Origin of the sequence: Streptomyces sp. NPDC058464, assembly GCF_042721035.1 — a bacterium.
Lineage (GTDB): Bacteria > Actinomycetota > Actinomycetes > Streptomycetales > Streptomycetaceae > Streptomyces.
This window is the reverse complement of sequence record NZ_JBHXMA010000041.1, coordinates 1-18050: the sequence shown is the minus strand read 5'-3', so window position 1 is coordinate 18050 and position 18050 is coordinate 1. Positions and strand designations below refer to the sequence as shown.

The following is an 18050-nucleotide window of genomic DNA, read 5'->3' as shown; positions in this document are numbered from 1 at the left end:
GAGGACGCGGTGGAACTGGAGAAACACGATGTACGCGATATCCCTGGGTGACGACGGCGCCGAACTGCGCCCGCTGGAGCCCTGGCACGCCGAGGAGTTCCTGGCCCACCTGGATCGCGGCCGGGAGTTCATCGGACAGTTCATCCCCTTCGGCTCCAAGGCGACGGACGTGCCCTCCGCACGCGCCATGCTCCAGCGGTACGCCGACATGCGCGCCGCCGACACCGGCTCCCTGCACGGCCTGTGGCTGGGGGACACCCTCGTCGGCGGGGTGCTCTTCCTGAACTTCGACGCCGAGAACGGGAACGCCGAGGTCGGCTGCTGGCTGGAGCCGGCCGGCACCGGGCGCGGACTCGTCACGCGCGCGATGCGGGTACTGCTCGACTTCGCGGTCGAGCAGCGCGGCATCCACCGGATCGAGTGGGTCGCCGCCTCGGGCAACGTGCCCAGCCTGAACGTGGCCCGGCGGCTGGGCATGACCCGCGATGGCGTACGCCGCGAGGCGCACCCCTATGGTGGCCTACGGCACGACCTGGAGGTGTGGTCGATCCTCGCCCCGGAATGGCGTGAAGCACGCACGCGTGCCGTAGAGAACGATCATTAAGAAGCCTCTCAGACAGGATCCGTACGGTGCCGGACATGGGAACCAAGACAGCTGACGAGACCGGTGCCGAGACGGGCGCCGAGGCCACGACCGACGAGGAGAAGGTGAGCGTCACCAAGAGCGCCGACGACGCGTCGGAGGCCGCTACCGAGGCCGGCGCCGAGACCGGGGCCGAGCCGGAGGCTGCGGCCGCCGGTACCGAGGCCGCCGACGGCACGGACGCCGACCTCGACGCGGAGAACGCGGAGAACGCGGACGACGCGGAGGACTTGGAGGACGACGCCGACCTCGCCGGTGACCTGGCCGAGGCCGAGGGCCCGTCCGGCGTCGGTCAGGGTGCCGGTGCCGTCGTCTCCGTCGTGCTCGGCCTGGTCTCCCTCACGGGCGGCTGGATCGGTACGGTGGCCGCCGCCCGCGAGACCCTCGTCGGCCAGCTCCAGACCTCGTCGACCGCGAGCGTCGCCACGCAGGTCAAGGAGGTGTACGGCGACGCCTGGCAGACCACCGCGCTGTGGGCCGGCCTGTTCGCGCTCGCCTCCCTGCTCACCGCCGTCGTGGTGCTGGCCCGGCCCGCGTTCGGCGCCCCCGGCAAGCCGCAGGCGCCGTGGATCAAGTCGGTCGCCTGGGCGGGCGTGGCGCTCGGCGTCATCGGCCTGTTGCTGGCCGTCCTGAAGTACTCCGACGCACTCCTCGGCCTGCCGTCGACCAGCTGACACAGCCGAGAAAGCCCAGGTCGGAAGGGGCCTTAGGGCGTCCGTAAGCACCTTACGGACGTACTAAGGCCCCTTACGCGTGTCCGGGGTCCGGCGGGCCCGCGAAGATGCGGAACTCTCCCGATGTGGCGCACCCCCCTGGGAGACGAAAGTGGAGGCATCGCGGAAAGCGAAGCCCAACCACCCGCTCTCACAAGGGACACACTATGTTCGAGTACGAACTCCACCGGATCCGCTCCGCCGAACTGCGCCGGCAGGCCGACGAGGCCCGCCTCGCCCGCGAGGCCGTCCGCTCCCGCCGCGCCGCACGCCGGGAGGCCCGGGAGGCCCGGGACGCCGCGGCGGCGCAGGAGGCCCATACCGACCGCCGTGGCCGGCGCCGGCTCCCGCACGCCGCGTGAGCACGGGGCCGGGCGGGGCCGACCGCCCGGAGACCGGGAACGGGGAAGCCAGCAACAGGCAAGTCCGGAACGGGGAAGCCCGGAACGAGCAAGTCCGTAACGGGGAAGCCCGGAACAAGCAAGTCCGAAACGGGGAAGCCGGTGGCCGTACGGGGGTCGGCCACCGGCTTCCCCCGTTGCTTCCCTCGCCACCAGCCGCCGGTACGACAAGCGCACCGGCGCTGTGGAAAACCGCTGCCGTGGCCTCCGCGCCCCATGCGATGCTCTGGCCTGTGGAAACCAGGTCCGTGAGTCCCGTGTTCGTAGGCCGCAGCGACGAGTTGGGCACACTGAACGACGCGCTCGAGCGTGCCGGGGCCGCCGAGCCGCAGGCGCTGCTGCTCGGCGGCGAGGCCGGCGTCGGCAAGACCCGGCTGGTCGAGGAGTTCGCCACGGCCGCCTGCCGCCAGGGCGCGGTCGTCGCCCTGGGCGGCTGCGTGGAGATCGGCGCCGACGGCCTGCCGTTCGCCCCCTTCTCCACCGCCCTGCGCGCGCTGCGGGCCGCCCTGCCCGACGAACTGGCCGAGGCCGCCGCCGGCCAGGAGGACGAGCTGGCCCGCCTGCTGCCCGAGCTCGGCGAGGCGGCCACCTCCGGCCGCCACGACGAGCAGGGCATGGCCCGCCTCTTCGAGCTCACCGCGCGTCTGCTGGAGCGGGTCGCCGCCGAGCGCACGGTGGTCGTCGCCCTGGAGGACCTGCACTGGGCCGACGCCTCCACCCGCCACCTCCTCGCCTACCTGCTGCGCACCCTGCGCACCGGCCGGCTCGTCGTCCTCGCCACCTACCGCTCCGACGACATCCACCGCCGCCACCCGCTGCGCCCCCTGCTGGCCGAACTCGACCGGCTGCGCACCGTCCGCCGCCTCGAACTCGCCCGTTTCACCCGTGAGGAGGTCGGCCGCCAGATCGCCGGCATCCTCGCCACCGAACCCGACCCGGACCAGGTCGACGAGATCTTCGAACGCTCCGACGGCAACGCCTTCTTCGTCGAGGAACTCGCCGTGGCCGCCGTCGAGGGCTGCTGCACCGGGCTCACCGACTCCCTGCGCGACCTGCTCCTGGTCCGGGTCGAGGCACTGCCCGAGAGCGCCCAGCGAGTGGCCCGGATCGTCGCCGAGGGCGGCTCCACCGTCGAGTACCGGCTGCTCGCCGCCGTCGCCCGGCTCGCCGAGGACGACCTCATCGAGGCGCTGCGGGCCGCCGTCGGCGCCAACCTCCTCACCGCCACCCCCGCCGGCGACGGCTACCGCTTCCGGCACTCCCTGGTCCGCGAGGCCGTCGCCGACGACCTGCTGCCCGGCGAACGCTCCCGGCTCAACCGGCGCTACGCGGAGGCCCTGGAGGCCGACCCGGGTCTGGTGCCGGCCGACGCGCGCGTGACCCGCCTGGCCAACTACTGGTACCAGGCCCACGACCAGGCCAAGGCCCTGCCCGCAGTCCTCGACGCCTCCGTCGTGGCCCGCCGCCGGTACGCCTACAGCGAGCAACTGGGGCTCCTGGAGCGGGCGATGGAGCTGTGGGACACCGCCCCCGAGGAGATCCGCGCGGCCCTGCGGCCCGTCGACTACACCGACGTCTACCCTCCGTGCGGCTGCGATCCCGGTAGCGAGCCGCTGCGCTATCTCGACCTGATGGCGGAGGCGGCCGTCGCGGGCCGCTACTGCGGGGAGCGCGAACGCGCCCTGAAGATCACCAAGAAGGCGCTGCGGATCCTCCAGGACGAGCACGACCCGCAGCGCGCCGCCTGGTTCTGGGTGCAGCGCTCCCGGCTGGTCCAGGGCTTGGCCCGCGGCGACGGCTGGCAGGAGCTCGGCACCGCCCAGGACCTGGTGCGCGGCCTGCCGCCCTCCGAGGTGCACGCCGACGTGCTGGCCAACGCCGCCAGCTGGTCCATGCAGCACGAACCCGGCCCGGAGGCCTTCGCCGCCGCCGAGCGGGCCGTGCAGTACGCGCGGATGGTGGGCGCCCGCGAGATCGAGCTCAACGCCCGGGTCACCCTGGGCACCCTCATGGTCGACGCGGGTGACGTCGACAACGGCCTCGCGGAGCTGGAGCGCGTCAAGGACGTAGCGCTCCAGGAAGGCATCTCCCATGTCGCGGGACGCGTGTACACGAACCTCGCCTCCGAGCTGGAGGCGGTCGGCCGCTCCCGGGAGGCCGTGCCGATCATGCGCGAGGGCCTCGCCTTCGCCCGCAGATACGGCCTGCTGGACTCCGAGGCATGGATCTGGGGCAACCTCTCCGAGTCGCTGTACGCGCTCGGCGACTGGGACGCGGCCGCCGAAGCCGCGGCGGCCTCCCTCGGCTCCGCGGCCAGCGCCAAGCCCCGCGGCGCCGGCGCCCTGCGGCTCGCCCACATCGCCCTCGCCCGGGGCGACACCGCCGAGGCCGGCCGCCAACTGGCCCTCGCCCAGGCTCACTACGGCACCCACGACCCGATGCCCCAGGTGCAGCTGCCCGTGACCCGCATCGCCCTCGGCGTCGCCGCCGAGGAGGGCAGGCTCCTCGACGCCCGCGCCGAGCTGGACCGCGCCCTGGCGGCCGGCTTCCCGCCCGGCACCCACCGCTACGGCTGGCCCCTGCTGCTGGCCGCGGCCACCGCCGAGGCCGACGCCCGCGCCCTGCCCGCGGTGGCCGAGGGCCGTGCCGAGGCCCTCGACCGGCTCGCCGAGGCCGCGCGCAAGCTCACCACCGGCGCGCCCGTCTGGCAGGCGTACGAGCGCTGGACCCGTGCCGAGCTGCACCGCGCGCGGGGCACCGGCACCGCCGCCGTCTGGTCGGACGTGGTCACCGACTTCGAGCGCCTGGACCGCCCCTACGACCTCGCCCGGGTCCGCCGCCGCCTCGCCCAGGCCCTCCTCGAGAAGGCCGTCGGCGACGACGAACGCGACCGCGCGACGGAACTCCTCCGGCTGGCCGGAGCCGTCGCCGACCACCTCGGGGCCCGCCCGCTCGCCGAGGCCGTCGCCCTGCTCGCCCAGCGCGCCCGCCTCACCCTCACCGCCCGTGCCGCCCCCCGGGTCCTCGACCCCGCCGAGAGCCTCGGCCTCACCAGCCGGGAGCGCGACGTCCTCCGCCTGGTCTCGGCCGGCCGCACCAACCGGCAGATCGCCGAGGAGCTCTTCATCTCCCCGAAGACCGCGAGCGTCCACGTCTCGAACATTTTGGGCAAGCTGGGCGTTGCAGGAAGGGGCGAGGCCGCGGCGGTGGCACACAGACTCGGGTTGTTCCCCGCCGAGGCCCTCGACCCGACCAGGTAAGGGGACCGGCACAGGAGGCACCGTGTTCAACATGTTCGAGGAGCTCTTCGCACCCGGCCGCAAACACACCCACGAGGAGCAGAAGCGGCTGGAGCTGACCCGGGAGGACGCGGGGGACACGGATCCCGGACGCGGACCGATAGACCTCGCGTCCGGCAAGGTCGTCATAAGGCTTCCGCAGGAGGAGCCCGCGGCGGGGTCCACGGCGGGGTCCGAAGAGGAATCCGAAGAGGAATCCGAAGCGGAGCCCTCGGCGGACGCCGTCGGGGACGACGGGGCGTGAGCGGCGGCGCCGCCTACCTCACCTCCAGCTCCAGGATCCTGTCGTCGCCCGCCTTCGGCTTGCCCCGTCCGTCGGTGTTGCTGGTCACCAGCCACACCTTGTCGCCGCCCGCCGCCACGACCGTGCGCAGGCGCCCGTACTCGCCGGTGAGGAAGGCCTGCGGTGCGGCGCCCGCCGTCGTGCCGTCCAGCGGGATGCGCCACAGCCGCTGGCCCTTCAGGCCGGCCATCCAGATCACGCCGTCGACATAGGCGATGCCACTGGGGGAGGCGTCGTCGGTGTGCCACTGGGCGATCGGGTTCACGTACTTCGGGTCGGACGCCCTGCCCTCCGCGTTCGGCCAGCCGTAGTCGCCGCCGGGCTTGATCGCGTTCAGCTCGTCCCAGGTGTCCTGCCCGAACTCCGAGGCGAACAGCCGCTGCCGGTCGTCCCAGGCCAGGCCCTGCACGTTGCGGTGGCCGTAGGTGTAGACGGGGGAGCCCGGGAAGGGGTTGCCGGGGGCCGGGTCGCCCTCCGGGGTCAGCCGCAGGATCTTCCCGCCGAGAGAGCCCTTGTCCTGCGCGAGGCCCCGCTGCCCGCTCTCCCCGGTGCCGGCGTAGAGCATGCCGTCCGGGCCGAAGGCGATCCGGCCGCCGTTGTGGATGAACCCCTTCGGAATCCCCTTGAAGATCGTGTCGGGGGCGCCCAGCTGCTCCTTGGCCGGCTTGCTCTCGTCCCAGAGCAGGCGCACGATCCGGTTGTCGGAGGCCGACGTGAAGTACGCGTAGATCATGTGGTCCGAGGCGAAGTCGGGGGAGAGGGCGATCCCCAGCAGGCCCCCCTCACCGGCCGCGGACACCCCGGAGACGGTCCCCAGCTCCGTGATCTTCCCGGTCTTCTCGTCGACCTTGCTGATCGTCCCGTCGTCCCGGTCGGAGACCAGCAGCCCGGCCCCGTCCGGCAGCGGCGCCAGCCCCCAGGGCGACCTGAGCCCCTGGGCGACCGTACGCAGCACTGTGACCGAGCCCTTGGCGGGCGCTGCCGACTCACTCGCCGAAGCGGACGCGGAGGCCCCGGAGCCACTCGCCGACGACCCCCCGGCCCAGGACGGCGTGGGCAGCCCCCCACCACCGCCCCCGGAAGAACACCCGGCCACCACCAGGACCCCGGCCACGGCCAACGCGGCGGCCCCACTTCGACGTCGCACGCTCACGGTCCCTTCGAAACGCCCCCGGCTCCTCCGACCGACGGTAGTACAAGGCGCCCCGTCAGGGGCGTGGGCCTGTCCGGCGGATCACGAAGCGAACGCCCGCCGACAGCGCCCCGTCAGGGGCGCGGGGCTGTGTCGATCTGCGGCTCCGCCGCGTGGGCGCGACCAGCCACGACGTCGCCGCACCGAACCACCGGCAGATCGCGGCACTTTCGACAACCGCTCAGTCCCACGAGCCCTGCGCAGCAGGCAGCCCGCCCAGCTCCGCCAGATCCGCCGCGGTCAGCCGGACCTCCACCGAACCGGCGTTCTCGGCCACCCACCGCCCCCGCTTCGTCCCCGGCACCGGCACCACATGTGGCCCCTGCGCCAGCACCCACGCCAGCGCCACCTGAGCCGCGGTGACACTGCCGTCCCCCTGTCGGCCCGCAACCCTCCGCAGCCCCGCCACGATCGGCTGGTTCGCCGCCATCATCTCCGCGGTGAACCGAGGATGCCGCGCCCGCAGGTCGTCCGATTCGAAACCCTCACCCGGCGTGAGCGTCCCGGTCAGGAAGCCGTTGCCGAGCGGCATCGCCGCGAGGAACCCCACGCCCCGCGCCGCGCACCACGGCAGCAGCGCCTCCAGCGCCTCGGGTGACCACACCGACAGCTCCGCCTGCACCGCGCTCACCGGAAACACCTGCTGCACCCGCTGAAGCTGACGCAGGGTCGCGTCATGCAGTCGCGCGCCGGACCTGCGCCCCCCGCGCGCCCCCACGGCGCACAACCCCAACGCCCGCACCTTCCCCGCCTGCACCAGTTCCGCCATCGCGCCCCAGGTCTCCTCGACGGGAACCTCGGGGTCGGCGCGGTGCAGTTGGTAGAGGTCTATGACGTCGGTCTGGAGCCTGCGCAGCGACGCGTCGCACGCCCGCTTCACATAGCCGGGTCTGCCGTTCGCCACGATGTGCTGGTCGCCCACCAGCAGGCCCACCTTCGTCGACACGAAGGCCTCCGCGCGCCGCTCCTTGAGCACCCGCCCCAGCAGCAGCTCATTGGTGAACGGGCCGTACATGTCGGCCGTGTCAAGGAGTGTCACGCCCAAATCCAGGGCTCCGTGCACCGTTCTCAGAGACTCGTCACCCCGCTGCCGCGACCCGCTGTACGCCCAGCTCATCGGCATGCACCCGAGTCCGACGGCCCCCACCGCGAGCGCCCCCGCACCGATCGTCCTGCGCTCCACCAGCCCGCGAACCTCCTTCTCCGGCCCCCAACCTAACCCGCGGGCCCGCACACCTCTGACATAGCCTCCTGACCATGACCTCCGACGTGTGGCTCCCCATCCCGCCGACCGAGTTCCAGGGGCTCCCAGAAGGCCTCAATTACCTCTTCTGGGATGGCGACCAGGACTTTCCCGGTGATCCCGCCGACTGTGCCGTGTACGTCGTCCCCTACATGAAGCGGCAGAACGTCAAGGTGCGGCCGCTGGCGGGGATGCGGAACGTCCGGCTGATCCAGACCCTCACCGCCGGGGTCGACGACATGATCGCCGCCATCGACCTCATCCCGCCCGGCGTGCCGTTGTGCAACGCGCGCGGGGTGCACGAGGCGAGCACCGCCGAGCTCGCGCTCGCCCTCACGCTGGCGTCCCTGCGCGGCATCCCCGGGTTCGTGCGCGCCCAGCAGCGGGAGCAGTGGCAGAGCGGCTTCCACCCGGCCCTCGCCGACAAGTCCGTCCTCATCGTGGGCTACGGCGCCATCGGCGCGGCCATCGAGGACCGGCTCGTGCCCTTCGAGGTTGCGCGGGTGGCGCGCGTCGCGCGCTCCGGGCGCGCCTCGGCGCGCGGTCCCGTGCTTCCGCTCACCGAACTGCCGCATCTGCTTCCGGAAGCCGATGTCGTCATCCTTTCCACGCCCCTCACGGACACCACGCGTGGCCTGGTCAACGCGGAGTTCCTCGCGCGGATGAAGGACGGCGCACTGCTCGTGAACATCGCGCGCGGGGCCGTCGTGGACACCAAGGCCCTGCTCGCCGAACTGGAGAGCGGCCGCCTCACCGCCGCCCTGGACGTCACCGACCCCGAGCCGCTGCCGGCCGGACACCCCTTGTGGCAGGCGCCGGGCGTGCTGATCAGCCCTCATGTCGGCGGCCCCACCTCGGCCTTCCTGCCGCGCGCCAAGCGCGTCGTCATCCAGCAGTTGAACCGTTTCGTGAACCGGGAGCCCTTGCGAAACGTGATTTTGACGACGGGATCCACCGACAACTGACCATCGCGGCAATACGCGTGTAATCCGCTTCCGGTACGGTCCGCAACCTTCCGGGCGCGGTGCGTGCGCGCATAGCCGCTGGTCGTCACGGAGCGTAGAGAAGCTATGTCCCTGAGTGACGAGACTGGTGTATCGTCCCGGAAGGGGCTGCGCCGCGCACCGTTCGGCGCCGGGGATGGACATTTCAGATTTGTGAGGGGGGCGACGGGCGATGCACGGCCTATGGACGAACGATCCGACGCGGCGGAGCCGCCGGCGGCGACCCTGGCGCACAGCTGCGCGCAGACGCGGCCACCACACCAGCCATCACCACCACCGCAGGCACAGCGGCCGCAGGAGGCACGCGCACCCGGCTCACCGGGACCCGAGGGACCCGGGAGCCACGCGGACCGGGAGGGTCCGGTGAGCGCGCCGACGCCTGTGACGACCACCCTCCCCGGAGCGCTGCGGGCACAGCCTCCGGCGGGGATGCCGCACCCCCGGCCGCCGGTCACCGGCGGCGGGACCGGCGTGGTCCGCCAACTCGTCCTGGCCCTCATCTGCGCGGGATACGCCGTCGGTTCCGCGTTCGACTGGGGCTCGAACCAGATCGCCCTGTTCATGGGCGACTTCGGTCTGACCGCGGCCGCCGGCACCGCCGCCGTGTCGTGCTTCCTCTACGCCCGCTCCCCGCGGGTCCGCTTTCGACCCGCCTGGCTGCTGTTCGCCCTCTCCTCGGCGATGGCGGCCCTGGGCAACGCCGTCTGGGGGTGGTACGAGGTCGTGCTCCACCGGCCCGTGCCCAGCCCCAGCTACGCCGACCTGTTCTTCCTGTGCTTCGCGCCGCCCGCCATCGTCGGCCTGCTGGTGCTGGCCAAGCGGCCGGTGACCAAGGCCGGCTGGATCTGCCTGGCGCTGGACGCCTGGCTGATCGGCGGCTCGCTGCTCACCCTGTCGTGGAGCCTCGCGCTCGCCCAGGCCGCCCGGTTCGACGGGCCCAGCGTCGCGCACACCGCGCTCTCGCTGGCGTACCCGCTGCTGGACATCGCCCTGGTGAGCATGGTGCTCGCGCTGCACTTCCGGCGCTCGCCGGGCAACCGCACCGCGGTGAACACCGCGATCGGCGCCCTCGCCCTGACCGTGATGTGCGACGCGCTGTTCACCTCGCCGCTGCTGCACAGCAGTTACCGCTCCGGCCAGCTGCTGGACGCGGGCTGGTTCGCCGGCTCCCTGCTGCTCGCGTACGCCCCCTGGGCCGCACCCCGGGCGACGGGCGCGCAGGATCCCGACGGGCACACGCGCGTGGTCCACGAGCACGTGCCCGGCGGCCGGGCGGCGGCGCCCAAGCAGCCGCCCGCGCCCGCCCCGGGAGGCGACCACAGCCGGTACCCGGCGGGCCGGCCGATCACCGGCTCGCTGGCCGCGCTCACCCCGTACCTGGCCGCCGCCGTGTGCACCCTGGGCATCCTCTACAACGTCCTCAACGGCCGCAGTCCGGACCACGTCGTCCTGATCACCGCGGGCTGTGTGGTCCTCGCGCTCGTCGTGCGGCAGGGCATCATGCTGCTCGACAACATCACCCTCACCCAGGAACTGGCGCAGCAGGAGAACCACTTCCGCTCCCTGGTGCAGGGCTCCAGCGACGTCATCATGATCGCCGCACCCAACGGCATCCTCCGGTACGTCTCCCCGGCCGCCGCCGGGGTCTACGGACGCCCGGCCGAGGACATCGTGGGCTCGGAACTGGCCAACCTCATCCACCCGGAGGACCTGGGCTGCGTGGTGCACGAGGTGCGCCGCTTCCTCGCCGCCAGCTCCCAGGAGGAACCCACCACCCGCATCGAGTGCCGGTTCCGCTCCGGCGAGGGCGGCTGGCTCAACGTCGAGTCCACCGTGAACCGCCACCACGGCGGCCTCATCTTCAACAGCCGGGACGTGACCGAAAGAGTGCGGCTGCAGGCGCAGCTCCAGCACAACGCCGAGCACGACCCGCTCACCGACCTGCCCAACCGCGCCCTGTTCACCCGGCGTGTGCAGCAGGCCCTGTCCGGCCGCCGCTCCTCCGACCGGGGCCCGGCCCTGCGGAACACGGCGGTGCTCTTCATCGACCTGGACGGGTTCAAGGCCGTCAACGACACGATCGGGCACCAGGCCGGGGACGAACTGCTCGTCCAGGCCGCGCGCAGACTCCAGGGCACGGTCCGCCACGGCGACACCGCGTCCCGGCTGGGCGGCGACGAGTTCGCGGCGCTGATCGTGGGCGACGGCACCCGTGACCGCAGTGCCCGGGAGCGGCACATCCTGGAGCTCGCCGACCGCCTCAGGACGACCCTCTCCCAGCCGTACGCCATTGACGGCAACGATGTCCGTGTCAACGCGTCCATCGGTGTCGCCTTCGCCGAACCGGGCCTCGGCGCCGGTGAGCTGCTGCGCAACGCCGACCTGGCGATGTACCGCGCCAAGTCGGCCGGAAAGGGCCGCGTCAAGCTGTACAAGCCGCAGATGCAGCAGGACGTCGTACGCAAGGCGGAACTGGCCACCCGGCTGCGGGCCGCCCTGCACGACGGCGAGTTCGCGCTGCTGCACCAGCCAGTGGTGTGCCTGGAGAACGGCCGGATCGAATCGGTCTCCGCGCAGGCGCGCTGGCGCTCCTCGCAGGGGGTGCTGTTCACGCCGGCCGAGTTCCTGCGGGTCGCCGAGGACAGCGACAAGACCGCCGAGCTGGACCGCTGGATCCTCCAGGAGGCGGTCGAGCAGGCCGCCGAGCGGGCCGCGGGCGGGCTGGTGGTGCCGGTCGCCGTCCGGATGTCGGCCCGGCGGCTGCTGGACCGGTCCTCGCCGCTCGGCTCCCTGGAGGCCCTGCTCACCCGGCACGCGCTGCCCTCGGGGGCGCTGGTCCTGGAGTTGTCCGACACCGATCCCCGGGTCCCGCTGGACGAGCTGGAGCGGCGGCTGACCGCGCTCGGTCGCCACGGTGTCCGGATCGCGCTGGACGGCTTCGGCAGCGGCTACGCGGCGATCACGGCCCTGCGGAAGCTCCCCGTGGACGTGCTCAAGCTCGACCGCGGTCTGGTGGAGGGGGTCGTCGAGTCGGCCCGGCTGCACAAGATCACCAGCGGGTTGCTGCGGATCGCCTGCGATCTCGGCCTCCAGTCGGTGGCCGAGGGCGTGGACCTGCCCGAGCAGGTCACGGCGCTCCGCGCGATGGGCTGCACGCACGGGATGGGCATGGCGTTCTCCGGCCCGGTGGACGAGTACCGGCTGCGCCGGGCGCTCGGTTCCGGCCACTATCCGGTCCCGCACGCACCGGCGGCCGAGCCGGCGTTCGCGGGCGCAGCGAGAGAGCCGGAGGGGTGCGTCGGTGTCGAGGGCGCGGCCGCGCGGAGGCCCGAAGGGTTGAGCACGGTCGTGGTCTCGACACCGACTGGAGCACCCCGGAGGTGAACGAGCCATGAAAAGGTGCGCGGGGGTGTACACGAGTGGTGTGCCCGCGGTGCTCGGAGGCGGCAGTGCCCCTCGCTCACATAATGAGACTCCCGTCCCACCCACTTGACACGTGGTGCGCGTCGGAGGGAGGGTCAGTCCCATGCGCACCCGAATTCTCGTACTTGGACAGCGCGTCGGCTGAGCTGGGACCCACCGGAGGACGATCCGGAACCCCCAGCGACCACACCGGCGCGCTCCCCTCGCTTGCCTTTTGGCACGAGGGGTTTTTTGTTGCACCAGCACCAGACGTACGGCAGCGAAAATCCGTACGAACCTCGCAAAAACCCTCAGCATCGAGAAGAGAATGCCGATGACCGAGCAGGCCACCGGGGCCCACCATCCGCAGCCGCGGCCCCGTTCCGGAGGACAGCAGTCCGCCCCCGTCGAGCACGTCACGGGTGCGAAGTCCCTCATCCGCTCGCTTGAGGAGGTCGGCGCCGACACGGTATTCGGTATCCCCGGTGGCACGATCCTGCCGGCCTACGACCCGCTGATGGACTCCACCCGGGTGCGCCACGTCCTGTGCCGGCACGAGCAGGGCGCCGGCCACGCGGCCACCGGCTACGCGCAGGCCACCGGCAAGGTCGGGGTCTGCATGGCGACCTCGGGCCCGGGTGCGACCAATCTGGTGACCCCGATCGCGGACGCCAACATGGACTCGGTGCCGCTCGTGGCGATCACCGGCCAGGTGGTCTCGGCCGCGATCGGTACGGACGCCTTCCAGGAGGCGGACATCGTCGGCATCACCATGCCGATCACCAAGCACAGTTTCCTGGTCACCAAGGCCGAGGACATTCCGCGGATCATCGCGCAGGCGTTCCACATCGCCTCCACCGGCCGTCCCGGCCCGGTCCTCGTGGACATCCCCAAGGACATCCTCCAGGCGAAGACCACCTTCTCCTGGCCGCCGGTCATGGACCTGCCCGGCTACCGCCCGGTGACCAAGCCGCACGCCAAGCAGATCCGCGAGGCCGCGAAGCTGATCACTTCCGCGAAGCGGCCGGTCCTCTACGTCGGTGGCGGTGTCATCAAGGCGCGCGCCACCGCCGAGCTCAAGGTTCTCGCCGAGCTCACCGGAGCGCCCGTCACCACCACCCTGATGGCGCTCGGCGCGTTCCCCGACAGCCACCCGCTGCACGTGGGAATGCCGGGCATGCACGGTGCGGTCACCGCCGTCACCGCGCTGCAGAAGGCCGACCTGATCGTCGCCCTCGGAGCCCGCTTCGACGACCGCGTCACCGGCAAGCTGGACAGCTTCGCCCCCTACGCGAAGATCGTCCACGCCGACATCGACCCCGCGGAGATCGGCAAGAACCGCGCCGCCGACGTGCCGATCGTCGGCGACGCCCGCGAGGTCATCGCCGACCTGATCCAGGCGGTCCAGAAGGAGCACAGCGAGGGCCAGCAGGGCGAGGCCGCCAGGTCGAGGTACGCAGCCTGGTGGAAGGACCTCAACCGCTGGCGCGAGACCTACCCGCTGGGCTACGACCTGCCCGACAACGGTTCGCTCTCCCCGCAGCAGGTCATCGAGCGCATCGGGCAGCTCGCCCCCGAGGGCACGATCTTCACGGCGGGCGTCGGCCAGCACCAGATGTGGGCCGCGCACTACGTGCAGTACGAGAAGCCCGCCACCTGGCTGAACTCCGGCGGCGCCGGAACCATGGGCTACGCGGTCCCGGCCGCCATGGGTGCCAGGGCCGGCCAGCCGGGCAGGACCGTCTGGGCGATCGACGGCGACGGCTGCTTCCAGATGACCAACCAGGAACTGACCACCTGTGCCCTGAACAACATCCCGATCAAGGTCGCCATCATCAACAACGGCGCCCTCGGGATGGTTCGCCAGTGGCAGACCCTCTTCTACAACCAGCGGTACTCCAACACGGTCCTGCACTCCGGTCCCGACGACGTCAACCCGGACGCCCGCGGCACCCGGGTCCCCGACTTCGTCAAGCTGTCGGAGGCCATGGGCTGCTACTCCATCCGGTGCGAGTCCCCGGACGACCTCGACAAGGTCATCGAAGAGGCGAACTCCATCAACGACCGCCCGGTGGTCATCGACTTCATCGTCCACGAGGACGCCATGGTGTGGCCGATGGTCGCCGCCGGCACCTCCAACGACGAGATCCTGGCCGCCCGGGACGTCCGCCCCGACTTCGGCGACAACGAAGACGACTGAGCGAGAGCCGTTCAAGAGAGACGTCAAGAGAGAGACGCAGAAGAAAATGTCCAAGCACACGCTCTCCGTCCTGGTGGAGAACAAGCCGGGCATCCTCGCCCGGATCGCCGCCCTGTTCTCCCGCCGCGGCTTCAACATCGACTCGCTCGCCGTCGGGGTCACCGAGCACGCCGACATCTCCCGCATCACGATCGTGGTGAGTGTCGAGGCGCTGCCGCTGGAGCAGGTCACCAAGCAGCTCAACAAGCTCGTCGAGGTGCTCAAGATCGTCGAACTGGAGCCGGGTTCGGCCGTTCAGCGGGAACTCGTTCTGGTGAAGGTGCGCGCCGACAACGAGACGCGCTCCCAGATCGTCGAGATCGTCCAGCTGTTCCGAGCCAAGACCGTCGACGTCTCCCCGGAGGCCGTCACCATCGAGGCCACCGGCAGCAGCGAGAAGCTGACCGCCATGCTCAAGATGCTGGAGCCGTTCGGCGTCAAGGAGCTGGTGCAGTCCGGCACCATCGCGATCGGACGCGGGGCCCGTTCGATCACCGACCGGTCGCTGCGCGCCCTCGACCGATCTGCGTAAGGCTTGAGCAAGGCTTGACACGGGCGGCCGACGGTCGTTCCCGGCGCGCCGGCCGCCCGTATACCGAGACCCCGAAACTTCCGTTCCGCCCGCCGTCATACGGTGGGACGCAACACCTGCACACCAAGGAGAGAACCCAAAGTGGCCGAGCTGTTCTACGACGCCGACGCCGACCTGTCCATCATCCAGGGCCGCAAGGTCGCGGTCATCGGCTACGGCAGCCAGGGTCACGCCCACGCCCTGTCGCTGCGCGACTCGGGTGTCGACGTGCGTGTCGGTCTGCACGAGGGCTCCAAGTCCAAGGCGAAGGCCGAGGAGCAGGGCCTGCGCGTGGTGACCCCGGCCGAGGCCGCCGCCGAGGCCGACGTCATCATGATCCTGGTCCCGGACCCGATCCAGGCCCAGGTCTACGAGGAGTCCATCGCCCCGAACCTGAACGACGGCGACGCGCTGTTCTTCGGCCACGGCCTGAACATCCGCTTCGGCTTCATCAAGCCCCCGGCCGGCGTCGACGTCTGCATGGTCGCCCCCAAGGGCCCGGGCCACCTGGTGCGCCGCCAGTACGAGGAGGGCCGCGGCGTGCCCTGCATCGTGGCCGTCGAGCAGGACGCGACCGGCAACGGCTTCGCGCTGGCGCTGTCGTACGCGAAGGGCATCGGCGGCACCCGCGCCGGCGTCATCAAGACGACCTTCACCGAGGAGACCGAGACCGACCTGTTCGGCGAGCAGGCCGTCCTCTGCGGTGGTACGGCCGCCCTGGTCAAGGCCGGTTTCGAGACCCTGGTCGAGGCCGGCTACCAGCCGGAGATCGCCTACTTCGAGTGCCTCCACGAGCTGAAGCTCATCGTCGACCTGATGTACGAGGGCGGCCTGGAGAAGATGCGCTGGTCGGTCTCCGAGACCGCCGAGTGGGGCGACTACGTCACCGGCCCGCGGATCATCACCGACGCCACCAAGGCCGAGATGAAGCAGATCCTCGCCGAGATCCAGGACGGCACCTTCGCCAACAACTGGATGGACGAGTACCACGGCGGTCTGAAGAAGTACAACGAGTACAAGAAGCAGGACTCCGAGCACCTGCTGGAGACCACCGGCAAGCAGCTGCGCAAGCTGATGTCCTGGGTGAACGAAGACGCGTAAGCCCCAGGTGACAGGGCCGGGGCGAGCCGCCCCGGCCCTGTTGTCCGCCCCGTCGAATCTCGGACGGGTGATCCTTCCGCAGAGGCGCAGGACGCCCTCCGCCACGGCACTACACTGCCGTACTACATACGCGTCAGGCCCACAGCGTCGTGCGTCTCCACGCGGCTAGCCAACCTCCACCGCCTGCGGCCGTCGGGACGGCCGTCCGCATTGGACCTGTGAGGACTCACGTGAGCTCGAAACCTGTCGTACTCATCGCTGAAGAGCTGTCGCCCGCCACCGTCGACGCGCTGGGCCCGGACTTCGAGATCCGGCACACCAACGGAGCAGACCGAGCCGAACTGCTCCCCGCCATCGCCGACGTGGACGCGATCCTGATCCGCTCCGCCACCAAGGTCGACGCCGAGGCCATCGCCGCGGCGAAGAAGCTGAAGGTCGTCGCACGAGCCGGCGTCGGCCTGGACAACGTCGACGTCTCCGCCGCCACCAAGGCCGGCGTCATGGTCGTCAACGCCCCGACCTCCAACATCGTGACCGCCGCCGAACTGGCCTGCGGTCTGCTGGTCTCCACCGCCCGCCACATCCCGCAGGCCAACTCCGCGCTGAAGAACGGCGAGTGGAAGCGCAGCAAGTACACCGGCGTCGAGCTCGCCGAGAAGACCCTCGGTGTCGTCGGCCTCGGCCGCATCGGCGCCCTGGTCGCGCAGCGCATGTCCGCCTTCGGCATGAAGGTCGTCGCGTACGACCCCTACATCCAGCCCGCCCGCGCCGCCCAGATGGGCGTCAAGGTGCTGTCCCTGGACGAGCTGCTCGAGGTCGCCGACTTCATCACCGTGCACCTCCCGAAGACCCCCGAGACGGTCGGTCTGATCGGCGACGAGGCGCTGCGCAAGGTCAAGCCGTCGGTGCGGATCGTCAACGCCGCGCGCGGTGGCATCGTCGACGAGGAGGCGCTGTACGCGGCGCTCAAGGAGGGCCGGGTCGCCGGCGCCGGCCTCGACGTGTACTCCAAGGAGCCGTGCACCGACTCCCCGCTCTTCGAGCTCGACCAGGTCGTCTGCACCCCGCACCTCGGCGCCTCCACCGACGAGGCCCAGGAGAAGGCGGGCATCGCCGTCGCCCGGTCCGTCCGCCTCGCCCTCGCCGGCGAGCTGGTCCCGGACGCGGTCAACGTCCAGGGCGGGGTCATCGCCGAGGACGTCAAGCCGGGCCTGCCGCTCGCCGAGCGCCTCGGCCGCATCTTCACCGCGCTCGCCGGTGAGGTCGCGGTCCGCCTCGACGTCGAGGTCTACGGCGAGATCACCCAGCACGACGTGAAGGTGCTGGAGCTGTCCGCGCTCAAGGGCGTCTTCGAGGACGTCGTCGACGAGACGGTGTCGTACGTCAACGCCCCGCTGTTCGCCCAGGAGCGCGGTGTCGAGGTCCGGCTGACGACCAGCTCGGAGTCGGCCGACCACCGCAACGTCGTCACCGTGCGCGGCACCCTCGGCAGCGGCGAGGAGGTCTCGGTCTCCGGCACGCTGTCCGGCCCGAAGAACCTCCAGAAGATCGTCGCGGTCGGCGACTACGACGTCGACCTCGCGATCGCCGACCACCTGCTGGTGCTGCGGTACGAGGACCGGCCGGGTGTCGTCGGCACCGTCGGCCGCATCCTGGGGGAGGCCGGCATCAACATCGCCGGTATGCAGGTGTCCCGCGCGACGGCGGGTGGTGAGGCGCTGGCCGTTCTCACCGTCGACGACACGGTTGCCTCCGGCGTGCTGGCCGAGGTCGAGGCGGAGATCGGGGCCACGTCGGCTCGTTCGGTGAACCTGGTCTGATTTTTCTTGCCCACCCGCCCACCCGACTCGGTGGGCTGGAAGGCTGGAGTCGTGCGTCCTCAAACGCCGGACGGGCTGGGTAGACCAGCCCGTCCGGCGGTTGCATGGTCACCTCCTGCGCAGCCGTATGCTCCCCGCC

Annotated in this window: 13 protein-coding genes; 11 read left to right on the top strand and 2 right to left on the bottom strand. The window is 71.5% G+C overall.

Going from position 1 to position 18050, the window contains the following annotated elements; all coding sequences use genetic code 11:
- Positions 1-28: 28 nt before the first annotated feature.
- The 5 genes from ACFWPQ_RS39820 (at position 29) to ACFWPQ_RS39800 (ending at position 5300) form a co-directional block, all read left to right on the top strand.
- Positions 29-604, top strand: a complete 576-nt coding sequence (locus tag ACFWPQ_RS39820) for a GNAT family N-acetyltransferase (RefSeq protein ID WP_384046279.1) — start codon at positions 29-31, stop codon at positions 602-604.
- 35 nt (positions 605-639) lie between these two features.
- Positions 640-1317, top strand: a complete 678-nt coding sequence (locus ACFWPQ_RS39815; protein WP_384046276.1) for a hypothetical protein — start codon at positions 640-642, stop codon at positions 1315-1317.
- A gap of 206 nt (positions 1318-1523) precedes the next feature.
- Complete coding sequence (locus ACFWPQ_RS39810) at positions 1524-1718, top strand: hypothetical protein (protein ID WP_384046273.1); 195 nt, start codon at positions 1524-1526, stop codon at positions 1716-1718.
- Positions 1719-1978: 260 nt separating this feature from the next.
- Positions 1979-5017 (top strand): AAA family ATPase, encoded by a 3039-nt coding sequence (locus tag ACFWPQ_RS39805; protein ID WP_384046490.1) that lies wholly within the window; start codon positions 1979-1981, stop codon positions 5015-5017.
- A gap of 22 nt (positions 5018-5039) precedes the next feature.
- On the top strand, positions 5040-5300 hold the full coding sequence (locus ACFWPQ_RS39800) for a DUF6191 domain-containing protein (protein ID WP_384046270.1): 261 nt from the start codon (positions 5040-5042) through the stop codon (positions 5298-5300).
- 13 nt (positions 5301-5313) lie between these two features.
- On the opposite strand, the gene ACFWPQ_RS39795 is transcribed toward ACFWPQ_RS39800, so the two are convergent.
- Together ACFWPQ_RS39795 and ACFWPQ_RS39790 are read right to left on the bottom strand one after the other, a co-directional pair.
- Positions 5314-6492, bottom strand: coding sequence for a PQQ-dependent sugar dehydrogenase (locus ACFWPQ_RS39795; RefSeq protein ID WP_384046268.1), 1179 nt, complete (start codon positions 6490-6492; stop codon positions 5314-5316).
- A 220-nt stretch (positions 6493-6712) separates the two neighbouring features.
- Positions 6713-7714 (bottom strand): aldo/keto reductase, encoded by a 1002-nt coding sequence (locus ACFWPQ_RS39790; RefSeq protein WP_384046265.1) that lies wholly within the window; start codon positions 7712-7714, stop codon positions 6713-6715.
- Positions 7715-7788: 74 nt separating this feature from the next.
- Here ACFWPQ_RS39790 and ACFWPQ_RS39785 point away from each other — a divergent pair, with 74 nt between their 5' ends.
- The 6 genes from ACFWPQ_RS39785 to serA all read left to right on the top strand — a co-directional run bounded on the left by ACFWPQ_RS39785 (position 7789) and on the right by serA (position 17911).
- Positions 7789-8739 (top strand): 2-hydroxyacid dehydrogenase, encoded by a 951-nt coding sequence (locus ACFWPQ_RS39785; RefSeq protein ID WP_384046262.1) that lies wholly within the window; start codon positions 7789-7791, stop codon positions 8737-8739.
- A gap of 468 nt (positions 8740-9207) precedes the next feature.
- Positions 9208-12162: a putative bifunctional diguanylate cyclase/phosphodiesterase gene (locus tag ACFWPQ_RS39780; protein WP_384046487.1), complete on the top strand. Its 2955-nt coding sequence runs from the start codon at positions 9208-9210 to the stop codon at positions 12160-12162.
- A gap of 352 nt (positions 12163-12514) precedes the next feature.
- Complete coding sequence (locus ACFWPQ_RS39775; RefSeq protein ID WP_384046260.1) at positions 12515-14380, top strand: acetolactate synthase large subunit; 1866 nt, start codon at positions 12515-12517, stop codon at positions 14378-14380.
- A gap of 46 nt (positions 14381-14426) precedes the next feature.
- Positions 14427-14951: an acetolactate synthase small subunit gene (ilvN, locus tag ACFWPQ_RS39770; protein WP_361301446.1), complete on the top strand. Its 525-nt coding sequence runs from the start codon at positions 14427-14429 to the stop codon at positions 14949-14951.
- 141 nt (positions 14952-15092) lie between these two features.
- Positions 15093-16091 (top strand): ketol-acid reductoisomerase, encoded by a 999-nt coding sequence (gene ilvC / locus ACFWPQ_RS39765; RefSeq protein ID WP_361301449.1) that lies wholly within the window; start codon positions 15093-15095, stop codon positions 16089-16091.
- Between the two features lie 230 nt (positions 16092-16321).
- Positions 16322-17911 carry a phosphoglycerate dehydrogenase gene (serA, locus tag ACFWPQ_RS39760; RefSeq protein WP_384046255.1) on the top strand — a complete coding sequence of 530 codons (1590 nt, stop codon included), beginning with the start codon at positions 16322-16324 and terminating at the stop codon, positions 17909-17911.
- Positions 17912-18050 lie beyond the last annotated feature (139 nt).